20 protein-coding genes are annotated in these 23,003 nt (G+C 60.7%); 16 read left to right on the top strand and 4 right to left on the bottom strand.

The window, feature by feature from the left end:
• Positions 1–136 precede the first annotated feature (136 nt).
• The 6 genes from purH to FGQ61_RS03000 all read left to right on the top strand — a co-directional run bounded on the left by purH (position 137) and on the right by FGQ61_RS03000 (position 6,243).
• A complete protein-coding gene (gene purH, locus FGQ61_RS03025; RefSeq protein WP_138113377.1) occupies positions 137–1,744 on the top strand; it encodes a bifunctional phosphoribosylaminoimidazolecarboxamide formyltransferase/IMP cyclohydrolase in 1,608 nt (535 codons plus the stop codon).
• Between the two features lie 223 nt (positions 1,745–1,967).
• Positions 1,968–2,699, top strand: coding sequence for a hypothetical protein (locus tag FGQ61_RS03020; RefSeq protein ID WP_138113375.1), 732 nt, complete (start codon positions 1,968–1,970; stop codon positions 2,697–2,699).
• Positions 2,700–2,876: 177 nt separating this feature from the next.
• Entirely contained in the window at positions 2,877–3,548 is a 672-nt protein-coding gene (locus FGQ61_RS03015; RefSeq protein ID WP_138113373.1) for a response regulator transcription factor, read from the top strand.
• A gap of 9 nt (positions 3,549–3,557) precedes the next feature.
• Complete coding sequence (locus FGQ61_RS03010; RefSeq protein WP_138374528.1) at positions 3,558–4,601, top strand: sensor histidine kinase; 1,044 nt, start codon at positions 3,558–3,560, stop codon at positions 4,599–4,601.
• 116 nt (positions 4,602–4,717) lie between these two features.
• Positions 4,718–4,963: a helix-turn-helix domain-containing protein gene (locus FGQ61_RS03005; RefSeq protein WP_138374527.1), complete on the top strand. Its 246-nt coding sequence runs from the start codon at positions 4,718–4,720 to the stop codon at positions 4,961–4,963.
• Entirely contained in the window at positions 4,954–6,243 is a 1,290-nt protein-coding gene (locus FGQ61_RS03000) for a HipA domain-containing protein (protein ID WP_138374526.1), read from the top strand. The genes FGQ61_RS03005 and FGQ61_RS03000 overlap by 10 nt, the downstream gene beginning before the upstream one ends.
• 90 nt (positions 6,244–6,333) lie before the next feature.
• On the opposite strand, the gene FGQ61_RS02995 is transcribed toward FGQ61_RS03000, so the two are convergent.
• Positions 6,334–6,771: a universal stress protein gene (locus FGQ61_RS02995; RefSeq protein ID WP_006235921.1), complete on the bottom strand. Its 438-nt coding sequence runs from the start codon at positions 6,769–6,771 to the stop codon at positions 6,334–6,336.
• A gap of 247 nt (positions 6,772–7,018) precedes the next feature.
• On the opposite strand from FGQ61_RS02995, the gene FGQ61_RS02990 reads away from it, so the two are divergent.
• Entirely contained in the window at positions 7,019–7,999 is a 981-nt protein-coding gene (locus FGQ61_RS02990; protein WP_117746102.1) for an undecaprenyl-diphosphate phosphatase, read from the top strand.
• Between the two features lie 356 nt (positions 8,000–8,355).
• On the top strand, positions 8,356–11,256 hold the full coding sequence (locus FGQ61_RS02985; RefSeq protein WP_138374525.1) for an ATP-dependent helicase: 2,901 nt from the start codon (positions 8,356–8,358) through the stop codon (positions 11,254–11,256).
• Between the two features lie 279 nt (positions 11,257–11,535).
• Here FGQ61_RS02985 and FGQ61_RS02980 read toward each other — a convergent pair whose 3' ends face one another.
• Positions 11,536–12,468, bottom strand: a complete 933-nt coding sequence (locus FGQ61_RS02980; protein ID WP_411160854.1) for a type I phosphomannose isomerase catalytic subunit — start codon at positions 12,466–12,468, stop codon at positions 11,536–11,538.
• 74 nt (positions 12,469–12,542) lie between these two features.
• Positions 12,543–13,262, bottom strand: a complete 720-nt coding sequence (locus FGQ61_RS02975; protein ID WP_138374523.1) for a GntR family transcriptional regulator — start codon at positions 13,260–13,262, stop codon at positions 12,543–12,545.
• Positions 13,263–13,563: 301 nt separating this feature from the next.
• Between FGQ61_RS02975 and FGQ61_RS02970 the strand changes: the two genes are divergently transcribed.
• From FGQ61_RS02970 to nhaA, 7 genes are all read left to right on the top strand, one after another.
• Positions 13,564–14,964 (top strand): glycoside hydrolase family 1 protein, encoded by a 1,401-nt coding sequence (locus FGQ61_RS02970; RefSeq protein ID WP_138113363.1) that lies wholly within the window; start codon positions 13,564–13,566, stop codon positions 14,962–14,964.
• Between the two features lie 135 nt (positions 14,965–15,099).
• The gene (locus FGQ61_RS02965) at positions 15,100–16,452 is read left to right on the top strand and encodes a PTS sugar transporter subunit IIC (RefSeq protein WP_138113361.1); all 1,353 of its coding nucleotides are present in this window, start codon (positions 15,100–15,102) and stop codon (positions 16,450–16,452) included.
• 150 nt (positions 16,453–16,602) lie between these two features.
• Entirely contained in the window at positions 16,603–16,905 is a 303-nt protein-coding gene (locus FGQ61_RS02960; protein ID WP_117735519.1) for a PTS sugar transporter subunit IIB, read from the top strand.
• Positions 16,906–16,914: 9 nt separating this feature from the next.
• Positions 16,915–17,247 (top strand): PTS sugar transporter subunit IIA, encoded by a 333-nt coding sequence (locus FGQ61_RS02955; protein ID WP_199407153.1) that lies wholly within the window; start codon positions 16,915–16,917, stop codon positions 17,245–17,247.
• Positions 17,248–17,488: 241 nt separating this feature from the next.
• Positions 17,489–18,442 (top strand): ROK family protein, encoded by a 954-nt coding sequence (locus tag FGQ61_RS02950; protein ID WP_229025879.1) that lies wholly within the window; start codon positions 17,489–17,491, stop codon positions 18,440–18,442.
• Between the two features lie 165 nt (positions 18,443–18,607).
• Entirely contained in the window at positions 18,608–19,531 is a 924-nt protein-coding gene (locus FGQ61_RS02945) for a manganese-dependent inorganic pyrophosphatase (protein WP_117646235.1), read from the top strand.
• Between the two features lie 267 nt (positions 19,532–19,798).
• A complete protein-coding gene (gene nhaA / locus FGQ61_RS02940) occupies positions 19,799–21,157 on the top strand; it encodes a Na+/H+ antiporter NhaA (protein WP_138374521.1) in 1,359 nt (452 codons plus the stop codon).
• An 86-nt stretch (positions 21,158–21,243) separates the two neighbouring features.
• Here the strand turns inward: nhaA and FGQ61_RS02935 are convergent, their stop codons facing one another.
• A complete protein-coding gene (locus FGQ61_RS02935; RefSeq protein WP_040359778.1) occupies positions 21,244–21,498 on the bottom strand; it encodes a hypothetical protein in 255 nt (84 codons plus the stop codon).
• A gap of 149 nt (positions 21,499–21,647) precedes the next feature.
• On the opposite strand from FGQ61_RS02935, the gene FGQ61_RS02930 reads away from it, so the two are divergent.
• Positions 21,648–22,952 (top strand): aspartate aminotransferase type Ic, encoded by a 1,305-nt coding sequence (locus tag FGQ61_RS02930; RefSeq protein WP_138374520.1) that lies wholly within the window; start codon positions 21,648–21,650, stop codon positions 22,950–22,952.
• Positions 22,953–23,003 lie beyond the last annotated feature (51 nt).

Here is a 23,003-nt window from a genome sequence, read left to right as displayed (position 1 = left end):
TGCGCCCGTTGCGGGGTGCATCGATGCGCTCGATGCGCTACATTGAATCAGTATTTTCAATGCCGCTGCGCGAGCGCTGCAGATCGACGTATCACCGACTCACAGAGCACGGCGGCGTACCAGACAGGAGGACTGCATGGGATCTGATGTGAAGATCGCACGCGCGTTGATTTCGGTTACCGATAAGACGGGCGTCGTCGATTTCGCACGGACGCTGGTCGATGACTTTGGCGTCGAGATCATCTCTACGGGCGGCACGGCTCGTGCCATCGAGGACGCGGGCGTCCCCGTAACCCCCATCGAGGAGTTCACGGGCTATCCCGAGATGATGGACGGCCGCGTTAAGACCCTGCACCCCAAGGTTCACGGCGCGCTGCTGGCCCGCCGCGATTCCGAGCAGCACATGCAGGAGGCGGCACAGCACGGCATTAAGCTGATCGACCTGGTCGTCGTCAACCTGTACGAGTTCGAGAAGACCGTCGCCAACCCCGAGGTCACCTTCGCGGATGCCATCGAGCACATCGACATCGGCGGTCCTTCCATGCTGCGCTCTGCCGCCAAGAACGCCGCGAGCGTTACCGTCATCTCCGACCCGGCCGACTATGATGCCGTCCTGGCCGAGATGCGCGAGACCGGTGGCTGCACCACGCTTTCCACCCGTCGTCGCCTGCAGGTGAAGGTCTACCAGACCACCGCCGCCTACGACACGGCTATCTCCCGTTGGCTCGCCGCCCACGCAAGCGACGTGGCGGACACCTCTGCCAAGCTCGAGATCTCGCTGGAGAAGGTCGACGACCTGCGCTATGGCGAGAATCCTCAGCAGAAGGCCACGGTCTATCGCTTTGCCGAGGGCTGCGAGAATACCGCGAGCTCGCAGTTCCCGCTCGTGGGCTCCGAGCAGATCCAGGGCAAGCCGCTCAGCTACAACAACTATCTGGATGCCGACGCCGCTTGGAACCTAGTCCGCGAGTTCGACGAGCCGGCCTGCGTGATCCTCAAGCATCAGAACCCCTGCGGCTCCGCCGTGGCCGAGGACATCACGGCCGCCTACGACCGCGCCTTCGCCTGCGATCCCAAGAGCGCCTTCGGCGGCATCATCGCCTGCAACCGCGAGGTTCCCTATGAGCTGGTTGAGCACTTTGCCGATCAGAACAAGCAGTTCGTCGAGGTTATCATCGCTCCGAGCTACACTGCCGAGGCGCTCGAGCGCATGGCCAAGCGCCCCAACCTGCGCGTGCTGGCCACCGGCGGCGTGGACCACGGCGCCCAGGTGGAGCTGCGCTCCGTCGACGGCGGCATGCTGGTGCAGGAGGTCGACCACGTGACCGAGGATCCTGCGACCTTTACGTTCCCCACCGACCGCAAGCCCACCGACGCCGAGATGGCCGAGCTCGAGTTTGCCTGGAAGGTCTGCAAGGGCGTCAAGTCCAACGCCATCCTGGTTTCCAAGGGTAAGGCCGGCATTGGCATGGGCCCGGGTCAGCCCAACCGCGTTGACTCTGCGCTGCTTGCCTGCGAGCGCGCCGAGGACTTCTGCGAGCGCGAGGGCGTGGAGAAGGGCGGCTTTGCCTGTGCAAGCGACGCGTTCTTCCCGTTCCGCGACAACGTCGACGTGCTCGCCGCGCACGGCGTGACCTGCATCATCCAGCCCGGCGGCTCCAAGCGCGACGACGAGAGCGTCCAGGCCTGCAACGAGCATGGTATTGCGATGGTCTTCACAGGGGCCAGGCATTTTAGGCACTAGAGGCTTTCCCAAGCACCCGACCTTGCCCCTCAAACCGTCGCTTGCGTACATTTAGTACGCGGCGCTCCTCTTTCGGGGCAATCTCGGGCACTTGGAAAACCCTTAATGGGATGTTGTTCTATCCCATTAAGCCGATCGGTCGCCTGACCGTATCGTCAAAATAATCTCTGCAAAAGACGGCTGCTCCGTTTGGAGGGCCGTCTTTTTGGTATAAGAGGACGGAATGACTAACACGAAAGGTATGACCATGCCCCAGATTGATGATGCCGAGCTGTTTGGCAATGCCGAGGATCAGCGTGCGTACGAGGACTTTTGCGCCAATCAGGAGGCGGTCGAGAAGTTTACGCTCGACAAGCCCGCGCTTGTCTGCCGTTGGCGCATGTCCAACAAAAAGGTGCCCATGCTCAACCGCCACATTCGCGCGCTGTCCGAGCGCCTGGTGCAGGGCGAGCCGCTTACCCACAACATGCTCAGCTGGGCCAAACAACACGTTGAGTGGTCGCTTGCCGAGGGTGATTACACCGCACACGACGGCGTGCTCATGCTGGTGATCGACATCAACGGCAACGCCGCCATGACGGTGGGCGAGTACGAGCCGCTGGCCGATACGTCGGCCAAGGCGCTACGTGCCCGCTCCGCCGAGGCCCGCTCCGAGGCCGACGAAACCGGCGTGGCGCCCGAGCTGCTCGCCGCCGTCGATAACGGCGAGCTGGCCTTTGTGGCGCCAGCGGACGAGTGTCTGTGCGGCACGGCGACGCTCATTGAGCAGCTGGCCCAGACCAAGGGCATCCCGGTCACGCGCGTGGACATTCCCGCGCAGCTCAAGGGCGCGCTGTTCCTGGTGAGTGACGAGCACGGCGTGGTCCCCGCAACCGAGACGGACGCCGCCGAGGCCGACGCCGCCACGGTCGCCTTCTTCGCCGAAGGCTACGAAAAGCTCCGCGCCCGCCGCTAAATGATTTTTCTGGGACGGGGATTAAAGAATCATTTTGGTCCCCGCCACCGCTGCGAGTGCGAGGCGGACAAAACGCCCCCGCTCGCGAACAGTTCTGTCACCTGGCACCGCGCGAGGCGTGTACCTGCAGCTTTGCGGTCATAATGGGACAAGACAACCAAGAGGGGAGCGGAATCAATGGCGCTGATCTATATCGTTGAGGACGACGAGCCCATTCGTCGTGAGCTTGTCGACATCCTTGCCCGCGCCGGGTTTGAAGTCGAGGCCTGCGAATCGTTTGAGCATGTCTCGCGCGATATTCTCGCCGCCGTGCCCGACCTGGTGCTGCTCGACCTCACGCTTCCCGTCAAGGACGGCCAGCATATCTGCCACGAGGTTCGCCGCGAATCCGAGGTTCCCATCATCGTTCTCACGTCGCGCACGACCGAGATCGACGAGGTTATGGCCATGACGCTCGGCGCGGACGACTTTGTTCCCAAGCCTTACAGCGCCCGTGTGCTTGTGGCGCGCATCAACGCACTGCTGCGTCGCACCGCGGCGTCAGGCGAGCGCAGCACACTTGTCCACAAGGGGCTGGAGCTCGACCTCGCCCGCTCAATGGTCACCAACACGCAAACGGGCACCAGCACCGAGCTCACCAAAAACGAGCTGCGTATCCTCTCGCTGCTTCTGAGCCGCGCGGGCAAGATCGTTTCGCGCTCGGCCATCATGCAGGACCTGTGGGACTCCGACGCCTTCGTGGACGACAATACGCTCACCGTCAACATCAACCGCCTGCGCACCACGCTCGAAAAAATCGGCATCAAGGGGTATTTGACCACGCATCGCGGCCAAGGCTATTCGGTCTAGGGGCCGGCTATGTCGTTTGGCAAGTTCTTTAAAGATGCGCTGCTTCCCGTCGCCGTGTGGACGTGCGGTGTGCTGCTGAGCTGCTTTGTGCTGACGGTTGCCGGTGCACCCGTCTCTATCGTGGTCGTGGCGGTCGGCGTGTCCTTTATCTTTGGTATGCTCGGCATCGTGGTCGAGTACGCGCGTCGCCGCCGTTTTCTGCGTCAGCTGGAGCGCGCGGCCGAGGAGCTCGAGAGCCCCGCATGGGTGCAGGAGATGGTGCAATGCCCGACCTATGCCGAGGGCGAGCTCGAGTACGAGGTCTTGCGCCGGGTGGGCAAAGCCGCTTGCGACGAGGTTGCCGAAGGCCGGCGTCAGACCGATGACTATCGCGACTATATCGAGAGCTGGGTCCACGAGGCCAAACTGCCCCTGGCGGCGGCTCATCTAATTTTGGAAAACCTGGATGGCAGCGAAGACGACCTGTCTCGTGTGGATGACCTGGGCCGTGAGTTGGCTCGCGTGGAGCGCTATATCGACCAGGCGCTGTACTACGCGCGTTCGGAAGTCGTGGAGCGCGACTACCTGATTCGCCGCTGGGATCTCAAGACCTTGGTGACGGGCGCGATTAAGGCCAACGCGCGCGAGCTCATCGCGGCGCACGTGGCCCCGGTGTGCGAGAACCTCGACTTTGAGGTCTTTACCGACGAGAAGTGGCTCGAGTTTATTCTGGGCCAGCTCATTCAGAACAGCATTAAATATGCGCGCGAGGACGGCGCAAAGATCGTGTTTTCGGGCGCGTTGCTGGACGAGGGCCTGGCGAGCGAACGCATCGAGCTCACCGTCGCGGACAACGGCTGCGGCGTGAGCGCGGCCGACCTGCCGCGCGTGTTCGAGAAGGGCTTTACCGGCGATAACGGCCGCACCACCAAGCGCGCAACGGGCATTGGCCTCTACCTGGTGGCGCGTCTGTGCTCCAAGATGGGTATCGATGTCACCGCGGCATCCGAGCCCGGCGAAGGCTTCGTCGTCACGTTTGCCTTCTCGACCAACAAATTCCAATACTTTGAGTAGTCGTCGCGGTGTAACGTCCCGGAGCGTCATTCACGTTAAGACAATTATCCCAAACGGGATAATTCCATCATGATGTGCTATGATTATCCCGTTTGGGATAATCATAGGGGATTAGCATGCAAGACTGGAATGAGCGAACGATTTTTGACCCAGCTGAACTCGGTGCATATTTGCGTGAGCGCCGGAAGAAGCTCGGTTATACCCAACGCGATGTGGCTGATTTCAACCAGTGCAGTTTGCGCTTTGTGAGCGAGCTTGAGCGTGGAAAGGCGGGTGCCAATCTTCGCCAAACCCTTCAAATCGCTAACAGCTTGGGGGTCGATTTGATCCTGAGGGAGAGGGGCGACGGCTCATGGCATTAAAGGTTTATCGTGAGTATCGGGGAACGTTTGAGCTGGTCGGAGAATTTGAGAGGGCCGACCCCGTAAACGAGACGTTTGCATATGATGAGGGATATCTTGAACGCGACGATGCTGCCGCACTCTCAGCTTCTCTTCCCTTGCGACATGAGCCATATGCCAGCAATGAGTTTTCGGCCTTTTTTTCGGGCATGCTTCCCGAGGGCCCGGTTCGGCATGAGCTGTCGATGCGTTTTCAAATCCCCCAGTCAGACTATTTATCGATGCTCGAGCGTTTGGGCGATGAGTGCGTTGGTGCCTTGAGGTTTCTCGGCGATGAGAAATCGAGCTACGATCCGGGCTATCGTCCTCTGCAAGACGAGGATTTTGAGGCACTTTCTAAGGCGGAAGTGTTTGAGATTGCAAATGATATGCAGGATTCGAGGCTGTCGTTGGCGGGCGCTCAGTCTAAAACCGGTTGGTTTTTACCGCGCGGTAAAGATGCAAAAAAGGCCGGGTCGGGGGATTGGATGCTGCCGCTCGGCTCTGCCCCCTCGACTCACATAGTCAAGATTGCTTCAACTAAACATCCGGATTTGCCGTTCAACGAATTAATTTGCATGACGGCAGCGTCTGCTGCTGGGCTTGAAATTGCCCGTTCAGAAGCTTCGGATACGATTCCTGGTGCGTTCTTTTCCGAGCGTTATGACAGAATCTGGAGCAATGAGCCGCCGTCGATGAGCGGATTCGATGTGCCTCTGAGGCTGCATCAGGAGGATTTTTGCCAAGCGGTTGGCTGGCCTTCGTATATGAAATACGAGACACGTCCCGATAGCTGCTATATGGCTCTTTGCGGCCGATTGATAAGAGAGCAATCGTCTAACGTAATTGCTGATACTCAAATGTTCGCTCGTCAGGTAATGGTCGATTATGCGTTGGGGAATTGCGACTCGCATCTCAAGAACCATTCGTTTCTTTATAGTCCGAGTTGGCGGGAAAAGAGGTTGGCCCCTGCATACGATATTGTTTGCACGACGATAATGGGATACGACCATAATCTTGGGATTGATATTGGGGATCACCGGGTGATCGATGGGGTGACTCCTGAAGATTTCGAATTCATGTCTCAAGATTTGCATCTGCCACTCAAGATGATCAAGAACATCGCGGCGGAAGTGGCTGAAGAGGTGTCTGCCCAGCTTGCAGAACTTGCCTCTGCAACCGGAGATTTGGGTCGGGTCGCTCTGAAAATTCAGACGGATTCCGTTGAGAGAATGAGGGTTCTGGAGCAATTCTCAGCCTAAAGCAAAGCGGGGCCACCGTAATGGTGGTCCCGCTCTTGGAAGACTTGGGCACGTGGGCTTGCGCTCCGCGATGCGTTAGGCGTACGTTTGCTACTTCACGACCAAGATGTCGCAGTCCGTATTGCGCAGCAGGAACGTCGAAATCGAACCCAGCAGCGCATACTTGATCGAGGACAGGCCGCGGGCGCCGCAGAGCACCAGGTCGGGCTTAACCACGTCGAGCATCTCGTCCTTGAGCGTCTCGCGAATACGGCCGGCGCGAATCATGACCTCGACCTCGGGAATATCGGGATTGGCCTTGGCCTCTTCGAGCTGCTTGGCGATGGAGTTCTTAAATGCCTCCTCTAGGCCGTTGACCAGATCGACCGGATAGGAACCGGCGCTCTCGAGCGCCGTGGAATCGATAACGTGGCCGATGATTAGCTTGGCGCCGTTGTTCGCGGCGACCTTGATGGCGCGTGCGAGCACAAAATCCTGCTGCTCAGTACCGTCGAGTGAAACAAATACCTTGGTGTAGCCCTCGTTCATGGTTTCCTCCTTGGTCTATCGCACGGGCGCGGGGCTCGTGCATCGGGCGGGCGCGGGCGCGTTGGCCGCCGGACACTTTATCTTGTTGCAGTTATACCCAAGGATTTGGGTTTGACCGCTCGCAATTCTGTGAACGGGCGAGTTTTTTGGTAAGGGTAGGCGTAGACGCGCCCGAACGGTTGATAATGGGACATCGCCCGCACCGTCCGCAGAACAATATCGGCGGGTGTCTAACGAGGGGGTCCCTTTGGATATTATCGAGCTTCTAAAATCTGCCTTCATGGGCCTGGTCGAGGGCATCACCGAATGGCTGCCTGTTTCGTCGACCGGTCACATGATCTTGGTGGACGAGTTCGTCAAGATGAACGTGAGCGAGACGTTCTGGAATATGTTCCTGGTCGTGATTCAGCTCGGCGCCATTCTGGCCGTCTGTGTGCTGTTCTTCCATGAGCTCAATCCGTTCTCGCCCAGCAAGGGCAAGGAGGGCCGTCGCGACACCTGGGTGCTGTGGGGCAAGATTGTGCTCGGCTGCATTCCCGCCGCGGCGATCGGTCTGCCGCTTAACGACTGGATGGAGGAGCATTTCTACAATGCTCCCGTCGTGGCGCTGGCGCTCATTGTGTACGGCGTGCTGTTTATCGTGATCGAGAACTGGCGCGCGAGCAAGCGCGAGGAAATGGCCGTTGCCGGTTCGTTTGGCTCGCGTGCTGTGGTGTCGGGTGGACGTCCCGCCGGTGCGCACTTTGCGGCGCCCGCCGCGGCTACCGCTGAGGATGAGGACGATGACGAGAATCTGGACTTTGGCTCCATCGCCACGCTCGAGGACCTGAGCTGGAAGACTGCGCTGGGTATCGGCTGCTTCCAGGTGCTTTCGCTGGTGCCTGGTACGTCTCGCTCCGGTTCTACCATCATCGGCGGCCTGCTTTTGGGCTGTACGCGTTCGGTGGCGTCCAAGTTTACGTTCTTCCTGGCCATCCCTGTCATGTTTGGCGCGAGTGCACTCAAGCTGGTCAAATACTTCATCAAGGGCGGCACGTTCGGCGCCAACGAGGTCGCTATCTTGGGCGTGGGCTGCGTTGTGGCCTTTGTGGTTTCGCTCATCGCCATCAAGTGGCTCATGGGCTTCGTCCGCCGTCACGACTTCAAGTGCTTCGGTGTTTACCGCATCATCCTGGGCGTCGTAGTGCTCGCATACTTCTTCGTTCTGGAGCCTATGCTCGGCCTGTAACTTGGTTGACGCTGCGCGGCGGCCAGAGCGACAACTTGTCATTCAAAGAGGGCGGCATGACCAAAAGGTCTATGCCGCCCTCTTTTCATGCCAATTTGTTCGCTCTGGCCGCCGCTCGCTGCTGCTACCGTGACATCGGTGGCTCTGTGATTGGCGCAATGGGGTCAGGTTACTTTGCACCAGCTTGGTGCAGACAAATCTGACCCCATTGCGCCTAATCCGCTGGGGTGGGCCTGACGGTGGCGCACGGAGTCGTGGTGTGATTTGCGTCGGTGTCCGCGCGGCTCGGTATACTGGTACGGCTCAAACTATGGCGCCGCCCGCAGGCGCGCCGTCCGTCAGATGAGGAGTCGCCCATGACCCAGCCCTTGCCCTGGGAAAAGAACGCCACGGTATCCGTGCCGCCCGCGCCGGAACCCGTGCCGCTCGATGCATACACCGCCCCTGCAGCGCCGGAGCCCGAGCTCGTCCCGCTCGACATCTACGACGCTCCTGCGCTGGCACCCAAACCCGCCAAGCCGCTCGTCGACATCGACAGCCTGAATCCCGCCCAGCGCGAGGCGGTTCTGACCACCGAGGGCCCGTTGCTGGTGCTCGCCGGCGCCGGCTCGGGCAAGACCCGCGTCCTGACCTTCCGCATCGCACATATGCTCGGCGACCTGGGCGTTAAGCCTTGGCAGGTTCTTGCCATTACGTTTACCAACAAGGCCGCGGCCGAGATGCGCGAGCGTTTGGCGGCGCTCATTCCCAGCGGTACCCGCGGCATGTGGGTGTGCACCTTCCATGCCATGTGTGTGCGCATGCTGCGCGAGGACGCCGACCTGCTGGGCTACACCGGTCAGTTCACCATCTACGACGACGATGACTCAAAGCGCATGGTGCGTGACATTATGCAGGCGCTCGGCATTGAGCAAAAGCAGTTCCCCATCAACATGATCCGCAGCAAGATCAGCTCGGCCAAAAACGCCATGATCGGCCCCGAGGACATGCTCAAGAGTGCCGATAGCCCCAACGACAAAAAGGCCGCGCAGGTCTACTTGGAGCTGGAGCGCCGCCTACGCGCTGCCAATGCGATGGACTTTGATGACCTGCTCGTGCGCACGCTCGAGCTGCTGCGCACCCGCCCCGAGGTGCTCGATAAGTACCAAGAGCGCTTCCGCTACATTAGCGTCGACGAGTATCAGGACACCAACCACGTCCAGTACGAGATCGCCAACCTGCTGGCCGCCAAGTACCAAAACCTCATGGTCGTGGGCGACGACGACCAGTCCATTTATAGCTGGCGTGGTGCCGACATCACCAATATCCTGGACTTTGAGAAGGACTTTAAAGACTGCAAGACCGTTAAGCTGGAGCAGAACTACCGCTCTACTGGTCATATCCTGAGTGCCGCCAACGCCGTGGTGCGCCATAACTCGCAGCGCAAGGACAAGCGCCTGTTTACGGCCGAGGGCGATGGCGAGAAGATCCAGGCCTTCCAGGCGAGCGACGAGCGCGACGAGGGCCGCTGGATTGCCGGCGAGATCGAGAAGCTGCACTCCAAGGGCACGAGCTACGACGATATCGCCGTGTTCTATCGTACCAACGCCCAGTCGCGTATTCTCGAAGATATGTTCCTGCGTGCGGGCGTGCCCTACAAGATCGTGGGTGGCACGCGATTCTTCGACCGCGCCGAGATCCGCGACGTCATGGCTTACCTCAAGATGATCGTGAACCCGGCCGACGAGATGAGCGTCAAGCGCGTCATCAACACACCGCGCCGCGGCATCGGTTCCACCTCGATCCAAAAGATCGAACAGCTGGCGCGCGACAACCGTTGCTCGTTCTTCCAGGCTTGTGAGATCGCGTGCGCCGAAACCGGCATGTTTAGCGCCAAGGTGCGCAATGGCCTGTCGAGCTTTGTGTCGCTGGTGCGCGAGGGCCGTCGCATGGATGGCGAGCTCAAGGACGTCGTCGAGATGATTGTCGACAAGACGGGCCTGCTGCAGGCATTCCGCGCCGAGGGCACCATGGAGTCCGAGAGCCGCGCCGAGAACATCCAGGAATTCCTGGGCGTTGCGGCCGAATTTGAAGAGACACACGAGGATATCGAGGGTACGCTTGAGAGCTTGGAAGAGCTGCGCGCGGCTGGCGTTGCCGATGTGCCTGCCGACGCTGAGCCCGAGCCCGTTGTGGTGAGCGCGCCTGCGCCCGAGCCGGGACCGTCCGCGCCCGCGTCCTCGTTTGAGGCGCTGGTCGGCGCGCGCGATGCCGCAGGTTCCAATCCGCTCGATAGCCTAGCCGCCCCGGCGCTCTCGCCGCAGGATGCTCTGGCCGCCGCCATCGCGGGCAACGCATATGCCGCGTCGACGGAGATGCCGGCGGGTGCCGTGCATGCCGACGAGATCGAGCGCACCTACGGTCCGCTCACCTGTAAGGCGCTGCCGGCGCTCATGGAGTGGCTGGCCCTGCGCTCCGACTTGGATTCCCTAGCCGGCGAGACGCATGCCATTACCATGATGACCATCCACTCCGCCAAGGGCCTGGAGTTCCCGGCGGTGTTCGTGGCCGGCATGGAGGAGGGTATCTTCCCGCACGTGCACGACTTTGGCGGCAGCGATGACCCGGGTAAGCTCGAGGAGGAGCGTCGCCTGGCCTACGTCGCCATCACGCGCGCCCGTAAGCGCCTGTTCTTGACCTATGCGGCCACGCGTCGCACCTACGGCTCGACCTCTGCCAACCCGCGTTCGCGCTTCCTCAACGAGATTCCGTTTGAGGATATCGAGTTTAGCGGTATCGGTTCTGCCGGCTTTGAAGGCACGGGCTGGGAGAAGCGCGGCGACCGTCACGGCACCTTTGGCTCGGGCATGGGCTCGGATATGTATGGCGGCAAGGTGTTCGGCTCGCATACGCGCTCGACCGGCGGTTCCGGTTCGCGCGGCGGATCGAGCTTTGACGATTTCTTTGGCGGCAGCAGCTACGGGGCCGAACGCCATCGTGGGGTCTCGCCCGATGCCGGCCGTGTTGCCTCGACCTTTGGTTCGGGCGCGCCGCGAGCCAAAAAGCCGTCGTCCAAGGTGTCGCCGACGGTGGAGCGCAAGGTCGATCGCGCCAGCGCATCGCAGGACTTTGCCGCGGGCGATACCGTGAGCCACAAGACCTTTGGTACGGGTACCGTGATCTCGGTCGCCGGAGACATGATCGAGGTTCAATTCGAAAAGACCGGCCAGACCAAAAAGCTGATGAAAGGTTTTGCGCCAATCGTCAAGCTGCAGTGATCCCGGCGGACCTGGGCGGGCGTATAGGGCAACATCGCCTGCTCGGGCAGTCCTGCGCAAGACGGAGGCCACATTAAGTGGCCTCCTTTGCGTGCGGAACTCGCGATCGATGTTGCCCTATACGCCCGCCCAGGTCCTTGGGTAACGTTGCTAGACGAGCGTTGCTTTGCTCGTTCGCTTTTTGGTCTGGAGAGCCGGGTGGGCTGATATATATGGACAAGGGGCTCCCCCGTTGGTGAACGGGGGAGCCCCTTGTTGCGTTTGGGTTGTTGGTGCGAACTAGAGGTGGCTGATGATCAGTTCCATCTTGCCTTCGAGGTCGATGGAGCTGACGGTGCTCGGGGCCAGCAGGTGGCTTCCCTTGTGGACGGGGTCGCCGCAGATGGTGCCTTCGCCGTCGATGACTGACAGGCACATGAAAGGCCAGCGCTGGTCGAGGGTCTTGCTGCCGTCCACGCGAACGCGGTCGACGGTGTAGCAGGGGTTGGACTCGAGCTCGGTCACGCCATTGACTTCGGGTGCGGTCACGGTGCCGTCGGTCGGGGCCTGCGCGTTAAAGTTGATACAGTCCAGGCTCTGCTCAATGTGCAGCGGGCGCAGTTTGCCGTCGGTGCCGGGACGGTCGTAGTCGTACAGGCGATACGTCACGTCGCTCGACTGCTGCGTCTCCAGAATCAGCGTGCCGGTCTTGATGGCGTGAACGGTGCCGGAGTCGATTTGGAAAAAGTCGCCCTTGTGGATCGGCAGCACGTTGAGCATGTCGTCCCAGCGACCCTCTTCGATCATCTGCGCGGCCTCGGCACGGTCATGTGCGCGCTGGCCGACGATGATCGTGGCGCCGGGCTCGCAATCCAGCACGTACCAGCACTCGGTCTTGCCCAGGCTACCGTTCTCATGCTCGGCGGCGTACTCGTCGTTGGGGTGGATCTGGATCGACAGGTCGTCCTTGGCGTCCAGAATCTTAATGAGCAGCGGGAACTCCTTGCCCTCGCAGTTGCCAAAGAGCTCGCGATGCTCGGCCCACAGCCACGACAGCGTGTGGCCGGCGTACGGACCCTCGGCAATCTGGCAATCGCCGTTGGGGTGCGCCGAGATGGCCCAGCACTCACCGATGGGACCCTCGGGAATGTCATAGCCAAAGACGGTCTCCAGCTGGCGGCCGCCCCAAATCTTCTCGTGGAAGATCGGCGTGAGTTTAATCAAATCGGACATGTGCATACCCCCATCAGGTTGTGCAGGCACCTCGCGAAAAACGGCTCAAAGCGAGCGCCTGCCGGATTACAAACTTAAGCCAACGTTACGTTGTGCAGCTCAAAGCGGTCGCCCACGTTGCGCGAAATCGAGTACTCAAACGCGGCGCCGCTGTCCAAAAAGCCAATCTGGTTGAGCTCGAGCAGGGGAGAGCCGGGCTTGGTGTTCAGGCGCTTGGCCTCTTCCTCGGTTGCCGCCACGGCACGAATGGTGCGGTGGAAGCTCGAGATCTTAAGCCCGCATTGCTCGCGGATATAGCTGTAGACCGACGCGTACAGGTCCTTTTTCTTCAGGCCCGGGATCAGCTCGAGCGGCATATAGGTGTACTCGATAACGATGGGCAGGCCATCGACCTCGCGTACGCGCACGATGTGATAGGCAAAGTCGTCTTCGGCCATTCCCAGCTGGGAGGCAACCTCTGCCGGCGGATTGACGATCGAGAAATCGTAGACCACCGAGGCAACCTTCTCACCGCGATGCTCGTAGGTAAAGCCCTGCGCGCGGTCGTTTCTGCCTTGGAAAAACGCTTTGCCGGGAAGCCCCGCGGTGTCCTTGACGTAGGTGCCCGATCCGCGACGGCTCGTGACCAAGCCTTCCTCGGTAATTTGCTCAATTGCTCGTTTGACGGTGATCTTGGAAACGCCATACAGCTCGCAGAACTCAACGACAGTGGGTAGCTTGTCGCCGGGCTTAAGGGCGCCATCCTCGATACTGCGACGAATATCCGCAGCTATTGACTCATATTTGGGAATCATGGAACCCCCTTTCTAACATGAATGCCTGTAAAAGAAAGTATACCTACTATAAAAGCATCTATATGGCTTTAATCAAAGAAGTTCGAGAAAGAAAAACAAAAAAGACGCTTTACATAAAAAATTAGAGCGCTATAGTTATAGATAACAAGCGAGATGCATGAGCATCGCCTGTACCGCTTGGAGACGGATTTGTTTTGGTGGGTCGGATATCCGGATAACCGGTGCGCGCCCGCGCCGGATTACCCGCCAAAGCAAACCCGCCTCCAATCGGAGGCTCAAAGACACGAAAGCGAGGACTTCGATGGCACAGTATCAGCTGCCCAGCGACTTTTTCTTTGGCGCGGCCATGTCCGGTCCGCAGACCGAGGGCCAGTGGAACCAGGGCGGCAAGCTCGAGAACCTGTGGGACACCTGGTCCATGCAGGATCTGGGCTCGTTCTATAACCGCGTGGGTTCCTATGCCGGTAACGACTTTATGGCCAAGTACAAGGACGACCTTCGCATCATGAAGGACCTGGGCCTGGATACCTATCGCACCTCCATCCAGTGGAGCCGCCTGCTCGATGCCGACGGCAACCTCAACGAGGAGGGTGCTGCGTGGTACCACGAGCTGTTCCGCGCTTCCCGCGAGGCAGGCCTGGAGCCGTTCGTCAACCTTTACCACTTCGATATGCCCACCTATCTCTTTGACCGTGGCGGTTGGGAGAGCCGCGAGGTCGTCGAGGCCTACGCGCATTACGCCGACGTCGCCTTCCGCGAGTTCGGTCAAGAGATCAAGTACTGGTTTACCTTTAACGAGCCCATCGTCGAGCCCGAGCAGCGCTACCAGGAGGGCGTGTGGTTCCCGCAGCTCCACGACTTCAACCGTGCTCGCACCGTGCAGTACCACATTTCGCTGGCGCACGCGCTGGCTGTTGCCAACTATCGCAAGGCCTATGACAAGGGCGCCGTTCGCGCCGATGCCAAGATCGGCATGATCAACTGCTTCACCCCGGTCTACACCAAGGAGAACCCCAGCGAGGCAGACCTCGAGGCCGTGCGTATGACCAGCGGCATCAACAATCGCTGGTGGCTCGACCTTATCACCAAGGGCGAGCTTCCCGCCGACGTGCTCGACAGCCTGGCCGAGGGCGGCGTCAAGCTTCCGTTCCGCGCCGGTGACCAGGAGATCCTCAAGCAGGGCGTCGTTGACTGGCTTGGCTGCAACTACTACCATCCCACGCGCGTCCAGGCGCCGGCGAGCAAGATCGACCAGTACGGTCTGCCGCACTTTGCCGACGAGTACGTGTGGCCCGATGCCGTCATGAACAAGAGCCGCGGCTGGGAGATTTACCCGAAGGGCCTCTACGACTTTGGCATGGACTGCGCCAAGAACTATCCCGATCTTGAGTGGTTCGTCTCCGAGAACGGCATCGGCATCATGGACGAGTACAAGAATCGTGACGCCGAGGGAACCATTCAGGACGACTATCGCGTCGACTTTGTGCGCCAGCACCTTGAGTGGGTCGCCAAGGCCATTGACGAAGGGGCCAAGTGCCGCGGCTACCACTACTGGGCCGTCATTGACAACTGGTCCTGGGCAAATGCCTTCAAGAACCGTTATGGCTTTGTCGAGGTCGACCTCATGGACGGCTATCAGCGCCGTCTTAAGAAATCGGCAGCTTGGCTCAAGCAGGTCGCCACGACCCACGTGGTGGATTAGCGATCGGGCGCTCAGCCCCAAAACGGGCGCTCAGCCCCTGCGCAAACGCGCAATAACATTGGCACATCTGGTGGCAGAGGGCGACAGACCACCGTGCGCATAGGAAAAGGCCGGATTTGAAAGTTAGGAGCAATCATGGCCAGTGACAACGGAAAGAGCTTCCTCGACAAATTTGCCGAGGTCTCTGCGAAGGTGGGAAACCAGGTTCATCTGCGTTCCCTGCGCGATGCCTTCGCGACCATCACGCCGCTCTATATCCTTGCGGGTATCGCGGTTCTTATCAACAACGTCGTGTTCCCTCTGTTCCCGCTCGATGCGGCGGGCCTCGCCAACCTCCAGACCTGGGGCTCGGCAATCACCCTGGGCACCCTTAACGTGTCCGCCATTATCCTGGCCGGTCTGATTGGCTACAGCCTCGCCAAGAACGAGCGTTTCGATAACCCGCTTGCCTGCGTGGTTGTCGCTATCTCTGCCTTCGTCATCATGATGCCGCAGCAGATCACCGCCACCCTTGCCGCCACGAGCCCGCTTCTCACCGACAAGATCACCTCCGCCGAGGTCACCGGTGCCCTTTCGACCGCCAACACCGGTACCAACGGCCTGTTCTCGGCCATCATCATCGCCCTGCTCTCCACGACGCTCTTCATCAAGATCTCGGGCGTCGAGAAGCTCAAGGTCAAGCTGGGCGAGGGCGTACCTCCTGCGGTCTCCAACTCCTTCAACGTCATGATCCCAATGCTGCTCAACCTCTCGATCTTCGCTATCGCCTCGGCCCTGCTCGCCGTCTGCGCCGGCACCGACCTGTGCACCATCATCTCCACCTGCATCTCCAACCCGCTCAAGAGCATCATGAACGCCGGTCCGTGGGCTGTCATCCTCATCTACACCCTCGCCAACCTGCTGTTCTGCGTTGGTATTCACCAGTCCACCATCTCGGGCGCTACCGTCGAGCCGATCCTGACCATGCTCATCGTCGACAACATGGCTACCTTTGCCGCCGGCGGTACCATCCAGCCCGATCACTACATGAACATGCAGATCGTCAACAGCTTCGCCCTCATCGGCGGCTCGGGCTGCACCCTCATGCTGCTGCTCGACACCTTCCTGTTCTCCAAGAACAAGGCCTCCAAGACCGTTGCCAAGATGGCCATTCTGCCTGGCCTGTTCAACATCAACGAGCCGGTCATCTACGGTTACCCCATCGTGTACAACCTGCCGCTCATGATTCCGTTCGTGCTTCTTCCCGACCTGTTCATCGGTGTCACCTATGGCCTGACCTGCGCTGGCATCATCAGCCCCTGCATCGCTCAGGTGCCTTGGACCATGCCGCCCGTCATCAACGCCCTGCTTGCTACGGGCTTTGACTGGCGCGCCGGCGTGTGGCAGGCTCTGGAGCTGGTCATCGGCATGGCTGTCTACCTGCCCTTTATGAGGATCTCCGAGAAGGCCATTGCTAAGCAGGAGGCCCTCGCCGAGCAGAACGCCTAGCGTTTGTCCATTCCACCCTTGCGGGTACCGATGCTTGGTACCGGTACCCGTATCTCCTTTTTTGCCTAAACGTGCAAAACAGGGGAAAGATAACCACAAGGATTTATCCAGTTTGTCGTCTGCGCGCCGCGCAGTTATAAGGAGGAAACCATGAAGAAGATCATGCTTTGCTGCAATGCCGGCATGTCCACGAGTCTGCTGGTCCAGAAGATGCAGTCCGAGGTCGCGAGCCGTGGTCTGGACATCGAGGTCGAAGCCCGTCCTATGAATGAGGCCCACGATCACCTGGACGAGTGCGACATCCTGCTGCTCGGCCCGCAGATCGGCTACACCAAGGGCGACTTTGAGAAGGAGGCCGCCGGCCGTTTCCCGGTCGAGGTCATCAACATGGTCGACTATGGCCGCATGAACGCCGCCGGCATCATCGACCACTGCGTCAGCGTGATGGGCTAGGTGCAGCGCATGGAGGATATGAACGAACTGCAGATGACCTGCTTCGAGATCATCAGCTACGTCGGTACCGCCAAGAGCATGTACATCAACGCCGTGCAGAAGGCCAAGGAGGGCGATTTCGACGCCGCCGAGGAGCTCATTAAGCAGGGCGACGAGGCCTATAACGGCGGCCACGATGTTCACATGGGACTTCTTAAGAAGGAGGCCAATGGCGAGCGCAACGGCGAGGCCCCGCTGATTCTGCTGCACGCCGAGGACCAGATGGCCGGCACCGAGACCATGCGCGTCATGGCCACGGAGCTCATTGAGGTCCACAAACAGCTACAGGCACTCAAGGCCTAGCTGGCGTTTTCGCCGCGACGGATCGTGCGGTTCGCATACAATCCAGTCCCTTTTGCAGGCGCCGGGAGTCTCCCTCTCCCGGCGCTTTTTGTTTGGCGAGTTGCTGAGCGTCATTGCTCGTTGAGCGGGCGGACGTTTCCCCAGATAAAACCTGCCAAAACAAACCTGTCCCTTTTTGGCGGGTTTTTGTCTTGAGAGCGGTACCATACAGGCAATGTTTAAACGAGAAAGGTGGGCTCTCATGGAACCTAAGCAGTACTACATCGGCATTGACGTCGGCGGCACTTCGGTTAAGGAGGGCCTGTTCGACGAGGACGGCAACCTGCTTGCCAAGGCCAGCGTGCCCACGCCTCCCATCGTCGACGCTGCGGGCTTTGCCGCGGTAACCGAGGCTATCGACCAGGTGGTCGCCAAGGCTCAGATTCCGCGCGCCTTTGTGGCGGGCATCGGCCTGGCCGTTCCGTGCCCCATTCCGGCTGCGGGCGATGCCAAGGTCAAGGCGAACATCTCCATCAACCTGCCCGAGCTTAAGATTGCCATTCAGGAGCACTGCCCCGACGCGGTCGTAAAGTACGAGAACGACGCCAACGCCGCCGCCATGGGCGAGGCCTGGCTCGGTTCTGCCAAGGGCGTGCAAAACGTGGTGATGGTCACCATCGGTACCGGCGTGGGCGGCGGCGTTATCGTCAACGGCGACGTGGTATCGGGCGTTGTGGGTGCTGGCGGCGAGATTGGCCACATGTGCCTGAACCCGGCTGAGGAGCGCACCTGCGGCTGCGGCGGCCATGGCCACCTGGAGCAGTATTCCAGCGCCACCGGCGTGGTGAGCAACTACCTTGCCGAGTGCGAGAAAGCGGGCGTCGAGCCCATCGAGCTCACCGGCCCCTCCGATTCCAAGGACGTGTTCCAGGCCTGCCGCGAGGGCGACAAGCTCGCGCTGGCCGCGGCCGATACCATGGCCGACTATCTCGGCCGCGCCCTGGCGCTTATTGCCAACGTGGTCGATCCCGAGATGTTCCTGATCGGCGGCGGCGCCTCCGCCTCGGCCGATGTCTACCTCGACAAGGCTCGCGAGTACTTCCAGCGCTACGCGCTTTCTGCCTCGCGCGAGACGCCCATTAAGGTCGCTTCGCTCGGCAATGACGCAGGCATCATCGGTGCCGCCTACGTAGCCCTGCGCGCCGCCGGCAAATAGCTGGTGCAAGGGGGACAGGTTAGTTTGCGCCAACATAGTGCAAGGGGGCAGACTTCGCCCCGGCACTTGCCCCAAATTGTGCCGCGGCCCTTCCGTCTCAGAAGGCTCGGCGCCAGCGTGCTACCATAGCTACGTCCAAGTACACATATCAAGTGGAGGATATCCATGGCAAACGTTCTTGTCTTTGGTCACCAGAACCCCGATAACGACGCCATCATGAGCGCCGTCGTCCTGTCCCAGCTGCTCAATCAGGTTGAGTATGCTGGCAACACCTACGAGGCCTGCGCCCTTGGTCAGCTTCCGGCTGAGTCCGCCAAGCTGCTCGCCGACGCCGGCATCGCCGAGCCCCGCGTGATCGAGTCCGTCGAGGCCGGCCAGCTCGTCGTTCTCACCGACCACAACGAGTCCGCCCAGTCCGTCGCCGGCCTTAAGGACGCCACGGTCTTTGGCGTCGTCGACCATCATCGCATCGGCGACTTCGAGACCGCCGGCCCGCTGCACTACATCTGCCTGCCCTGGGGCTCCAGCTGCACCATCGTCACTAAGCTCGCCGACGTGCTCGGCGTTGAGCTTTCCGACGTCCAGGCCAAGCTGCTGCTCTCGGCCATGATGACCGACACGCTCATGCTCAAGAGCCCCACCACCACCGATGTCGACCGCGCCGTCGCTGCTAAGCTCGGCGAGCAGGTGGGCGTCGATCCGGTCAAGTTTGGCATGGAGGTCTTCCTTACCCGTCCGTCCGGCTCCTTCACCGCAGCCGAGATGGTCGGCAACGACATCAAGATGTTCGAGCCCGCCGGCAAGAAGCTGCTCATCGGCCAGTACGAGACCGTCGACAAGAGCCGTGCGCTCGGCATGATCGACGAGATCCGCGAGGCCATGCGCGCCTACGCCGCCGAGAAGGGTGCCGACGGCATTGTCCTGTGCATTACCGACATCATGGAGGAGGGCTCGCAGGTCCTGCTCGAGGGCGAGACCGAGGCCGCTCAGAAGGGCCTGGGCATCGCCGACGAGCACGACGGCGTCTGGATGCCGGGCGTCCTCTCCCGTAAGAAGCAGGTCGCTGCCCCCATCATGGCCGCCTGCTAGGTTTAGTTGACCAAACGCCACGACCGGATCGCGGAAGCCCCGCGGTCCGGTCGTTTTTTGTGCATGGAGCCGCGTCTTTTCTTGGACAGGGGCTCCTGTGCCGTTGAGCAAATAATGTTCAACCTGTGGTTCCGCTTTTCGGCCGCGCTCGCGCGCTTGTCGCGCAGGGTAGGCTAGATGCAAGCGTAATACGTCGGAGCGCGGCGCCGCCATCTGGGCGGGCCGTGCTTTTTTAAGACGGGAACCTTCCCGTGAAAGGAGCCGCCCATGGCAGCACCCGAGCAGCTGTTTAACGTTCGTGAACGCAAGCGTTTTGAGCGTCACGACATTTGGGGGCGCATTGCCGAGAATGGCACGATTTCCGCCGCCGTCATGGTGATCGCTGCCATCGCCGCCGTTATCTGTGCCAACACCGATGCCTACGAGGCCATCCATCACTTTTTGGAGACCCCGCTGTATGTGGGCCTGGGCAACCTTACGGCCGGTCTCACCGTTGAGCTTTTCGTCAACGACTTCCTCATGGCGATTTTCTTTTTGCTCGTGGGCATTGAGCTTAAGTATGAGATGACGGTCGGCGAGCTCAAGAACCCGCGTCAGGCCATGCTTCCCATGCTGGCGGCCGTGGGCGGCGTCGTCGTTCCTGCGTGCATCTACCTCATCTTTAACCATGCCGGCGCGCACAACGGTTGGGCTATCCCCATGGCAACCGATATTGCCTTTGCGCTGGGCGTGCTGTCGCTTTTGGGCAATCGCGTGCCCAACGGCGTGCGCGTGTTCTTCTCGACGCTCGCCATCGCCGACGACCTGATCTCTATCGCCGCCATCGCCATCTTCTACGGTCAGAGCCCCAATCCGTTTTGGCTGGGTGCCGCCGCGGTTGTGACCTGCGCACTCGTGTGGCTCAACAAGACGCAGCACTACCGCCTCGCCCCGTACTCGGTGCTGGGCTTGCTGCTGTGGTTCTGCATGTTCAAGAGCGGCGTGCATGCCACGCTCGCCGGCGTCATCCTGGCCTTCACCATTCCGGCCAAGTGCGGTGTTAAGCTCGATAGCCTTACCGATTGGCTGGGCGAATGCCTGCCGTTGCTCGACGACCGCTACGATGACGAGGCGCACATCCTGGGCCAGCATGACTTTACCGTCTCGACCACTAAGGTCGAGCGCGTCATGCACCGCGTGACCCCGCCGCTCATCCGCATGGAGCGTCTGATTTCCACGCCGGTCAACTTTGTGATCCTGCCGATCTTCGCGTTCGTCAACGCACAGGTTCGCCTGGTGGGCGTGGATATGAGCACGTTGCTCACCGACCCGGTGACGCTCGGCGTGTACTTTGGCATGCTGCTGGGCAAGCCGATCGGCATCTTTGGCATGACGTTCGCCCTGGTTAAGCTCAAGGCCTGCGAGCTGCCGCACAACGTCAACTGGCACATGATCGCCGGTGTGGGCATTCTGGGCGGCATCGGCTTTACGATGTCGATCCTCATCAGCGGCCTCGCTTTCCCGACGGCCGAGTTTGAGGTTCTTGCCGCCAAGGCTGCCATTCTTGCCGGTTCGGTCACCGCGGCCGTGCTCGGCATGATCTACATGAGTGTGGTCTGCAAACACCCCGCGCCCAAGAACGAGTAAAAGCACAAACAAGTTTGAAAACGCCGCCCGTGAACACCGTCACAAGCGGCGTTTTAGTCATTGGGGACGTTCTTAAATGACTAGGTTTATTCCACGGTGCCGTAGACGGCGCCCCAGCCGTGGGCGGCCAAGGCGGAGTTGAGCTGGTCGCAAAGCGATTGGCGGTCGTAGTAGCCGGGCGGCAAAAGGTTGACGATTTCCATGAGGTCGGGCGCGAGGTCCAAGATCTCGGCCTGCACGATGAGATCCAGGCGGTCGATGGCGCGGCGGTCATAAAACAGTCCGTCGACCAGGCGCTGCAGGTCGCCGAATTCCTCGGCCTGGAACGATCCGTACTCCATAGTGCCTCCTTGGGCGCTTCATGCCGGCATGCGCGGCGATTCGTAATTCATTGCGATGGACTTAATCTATCACGGCTTCATAACGTTGCGACGGTGGCGGTCTATACTTAGAAGAATTGCAACGTACCGCTTCGTGAAAGGTCGCACCCATGCAGACGATCTACCAGAAGATGGAAACCACCGAACTCGATGCCGCCATCGAGGCGCTCAAAGCCGAGGTCGCCGAGGTCAAGGCCAAGGGCCTGGCGCTCGACATGGCCCGCGGCAAGCCGTCGCCCTCCCAGGTGGACATCTCTCGACCCATGCTCGATATCCTCAATGCCGATGCCGATCTGCACGACGGCAATGTCGACTGCTCCAACTACGGCTGCTTTGAGGGCATTCCCTCGGCACGCAAGCTGGCGGGGGAGTTCCTGGGTTGCCCCGCCGAGCAGACGCTCGTGCTGGGTTCGTCGAGCTTGCTGATCGAGCACGATATTGCCGGTATGTTCTGGCGTTGCGGCTCGTGCGGCAGCGAGCCCTGGGAGGCTTATGAGGCCGCGCACGACGGCAAGAAGGTCAAGTTCCTGTGCCCCGTTCCCGGCTACGACCGCCACTTTGGCATCACCGCCGATCTGGGTATCGAGAACGTCCCCGTCGCGATGACCGACAACGGCCCCGACATGGACGAGGTCGAGCGCCTGGTTGCCGCCGACGACTCCATCAAGGGTATCTGGTGCGTGCCCAAGTATTCCAACCCCACGGGCATTACCTTTAGCGAGGACACCGTGCGTCGCCTGGTCGAGATGCCCACGGCCGCGCCCGATTTCCGCATCTTCTGGGACAACGCCTACTGCGTGCACGACCTGTACGACGAGACCGACGAGCTCGCCAATATCTTCGACCTCGCTCGCGCGGCGGGCACCGAGGATCGCGTGGTGGCCTTCGCCTCGACGTCCAAGATCACCTTCCCGGGCGCCGGTATCGGCTTTATCGGTGCGAGCCCCGCGGTCATCGCCGAGTTCTCCAAGCGCCTGAAGGCAGGCCTTATCAGCGCCGACAAGCTCAACCAGCTGCGCCACGTGCGTTTCCTTCCCACCATCGAGGCGGTCAGGGAGCACATGAAAAAGCACGCCGAGTTCTTGCGCCCGCGCTTTGAGGCCGTTGAGCGCAAGCTCACCGAGGTCCTGGGCGATACGGGTTGCGCCACTTGGACGCATCCCCGCGGCGGCTACTTTGTGAGCTTTGATGGTCCCGAGGGCTCGGCCCAAAAGGTCGCTGCGCTTTGTGCTGACCTGGGCGTCAAGCTCACGCCGGCCGGTGCTACCTGGCCCTATGGCAAGGACCCGCGCGATACCAACATCCGCATCGCGCCGAGCTATCCCACGGTCGAGGACCTGGAGGCCGCGCTCGATGTGCTGGTGCTGGCCGTTAAGCTTGTCGCTGCCGAGCTCGCGCGTGCCGAGCGCGCCTAACGCGCGGCTTCCCGTACTATCCGCACCTTCGATACGTAAAGGAGCATATAC

The sequence above is a fragment of the Collinsella aerofaciens genome (genome assembly GCF_005844325.1).
Lineage (GTDB): Bacteria > Actinomycetota > Coriobacteriia > Coriobacteriales > Coriobacteriaceae > Collinsella > Collinsella aerofaciens_G.
This window is presented reverse-complemented; position numbering and strand designations above follow the sequence as displayed.

What these genes read in the sequence shown, in the direction of transcription:
- purH (WP_138113377.1), top strand. Translation starts at nt 137, where the DNA reads ATGGGATCTGATGTGAAGATCGCACGCGCGTTGATTTCGGTTACCGAT.
- FGQ61_RS03020 (WP_138113375.1), top strand. Translation starts at nt 1,968, where the DNA reads ATGACTAACACGAAAGGTATGACCATGCCCCAGATTGATGATGCCGAG.
- FGQ61_RS03015 (WP_138113373.1), top strand. Translation starts at nt 2,877, where the DNA reads ATGGCGCTGATCTATATCGTTGAGGACGACGAGCCCATTCGTCGTGAG.
- FGQ61_RS03010 (WP_138374528.1), top strand. Translation starts at nt 3,558, where the DNA reads ATGTCGTTTGGCAAGTTCTTTAAAGATGCGCTGCTTCCCGTCGCCGTG.
- FGQ61_RS03005 (WP_138374527.1), top strand. Translation starts at nt 4,718, where the DNA reads ATGCAAGACTGGAATGAGCGAACGATTTTTGACCCAGCTGAACTCGGT.
- FGQ61_RS03000 (WP_138374526.1), top strand. Translation starts at nt 4,954, where the DNA reads ATGGCATTAAAGGTTTATCGTGAGTATCGGGGAACGTTTGAGCTGGTC.
- FGQ61_RS02995 (WP_006235921.1), bottom strand. Translation starts at nt 6,771, where the DNA reads ATGAACGAGGGCTACACCAAGGTATTTGTTTCACTCGACGGTACTGAG.
- FGQ61_RS02985 (WP_138374525.1), top strand. Translation starts at nt 8,356, where the DNA reads ATGACCCAGCCCTTGCCCTGGGAAAAGAACGCCACGGTATCCGTGCCG.
- FGQ61_RS02980 (WP_411160854.1), bottom strand. Translation starts at nt 12,468, where the DNA reads ATGTCCGATTTGATTAAACTCACGCCGATCTTCCACGAGAAGATTTGG.
- FGQ61_RS02975 (WP_138374523.1), bottom strand. Translation starts at nt 13,262, where the DNA reads ATGATTCCCAAATATGAGTCAATAGCTGCGGATATTCGTCGCAGTATC.
- FGQ61_RS02970 (WP_138113363.1), top strand. Translation starts at nt 13,564, where the DNA reads ATGGCACAGTATCAGCTGCCCAGCGACTTTTTCTTTGGCGCGGCCATG.
- FGQ61_RS02965 (WP_138113361.1), top strand. Translation starts at nt 15,100, where the DNA reads ATGGCCAGTGACAACGGAAAGAGCTTCCTCGACAAATTTGCCGAGGTC.
- FGQ61_RS02960 (WP_117735519.1), top strand. Translation starts at nt 16,603, where the DNA reads ATGAAGAAGATCATGCTTTGCTGCAATGCCGGCATGTCCACGAGTCTG.
- FGQ61_RS02955 (WP_199407153.1), top strand. Translation starts at nt 16,915, where the DNA reads ATGGAGGATATGAACGAACTGCAGATGACCTGCTTCGAGATCATCAGC.
- FGQ61_RS02950 (WP_229025879.1), top strand. Translation starts at nt 17,489, where the DNA reads ATGGAACCTAAGCAGTACTACATCGGCATTGACGTCGGCGGCACTTCG.
- FGQ61_RS02945 (WP_117646235.1), top strand. Translation starts at nt 18,608, where the DNA reads ATGGCAAACGTTCTTGTCTTTGGTCACCAGAACCCCGATAACGACGCC.
- nhaA (WP_138374521.1), top strand. Translation starts at nt 19,799, where the DNA reads ATGGCAGCACCCGAGCAGCTGTTTAACGTTCGTGAACGCAAGCGTTTT.
- FGQ61_RS02935 (WP_040359778.1), bottom strand. Translation starts at nt 21,498, where the DNA reads ATGGAGTACGGATCGTTCCAGGCCGAGGAATTCGGCGACCTGCAGCGC.
- FGQ61_RS02930 (WP_138374520.1), top strand. Translation starts at nt 21,648, where the DNA reads ATGCAGACGATCTACCAGAAGATGGAAACCACCGAACTCGATGCCGCC.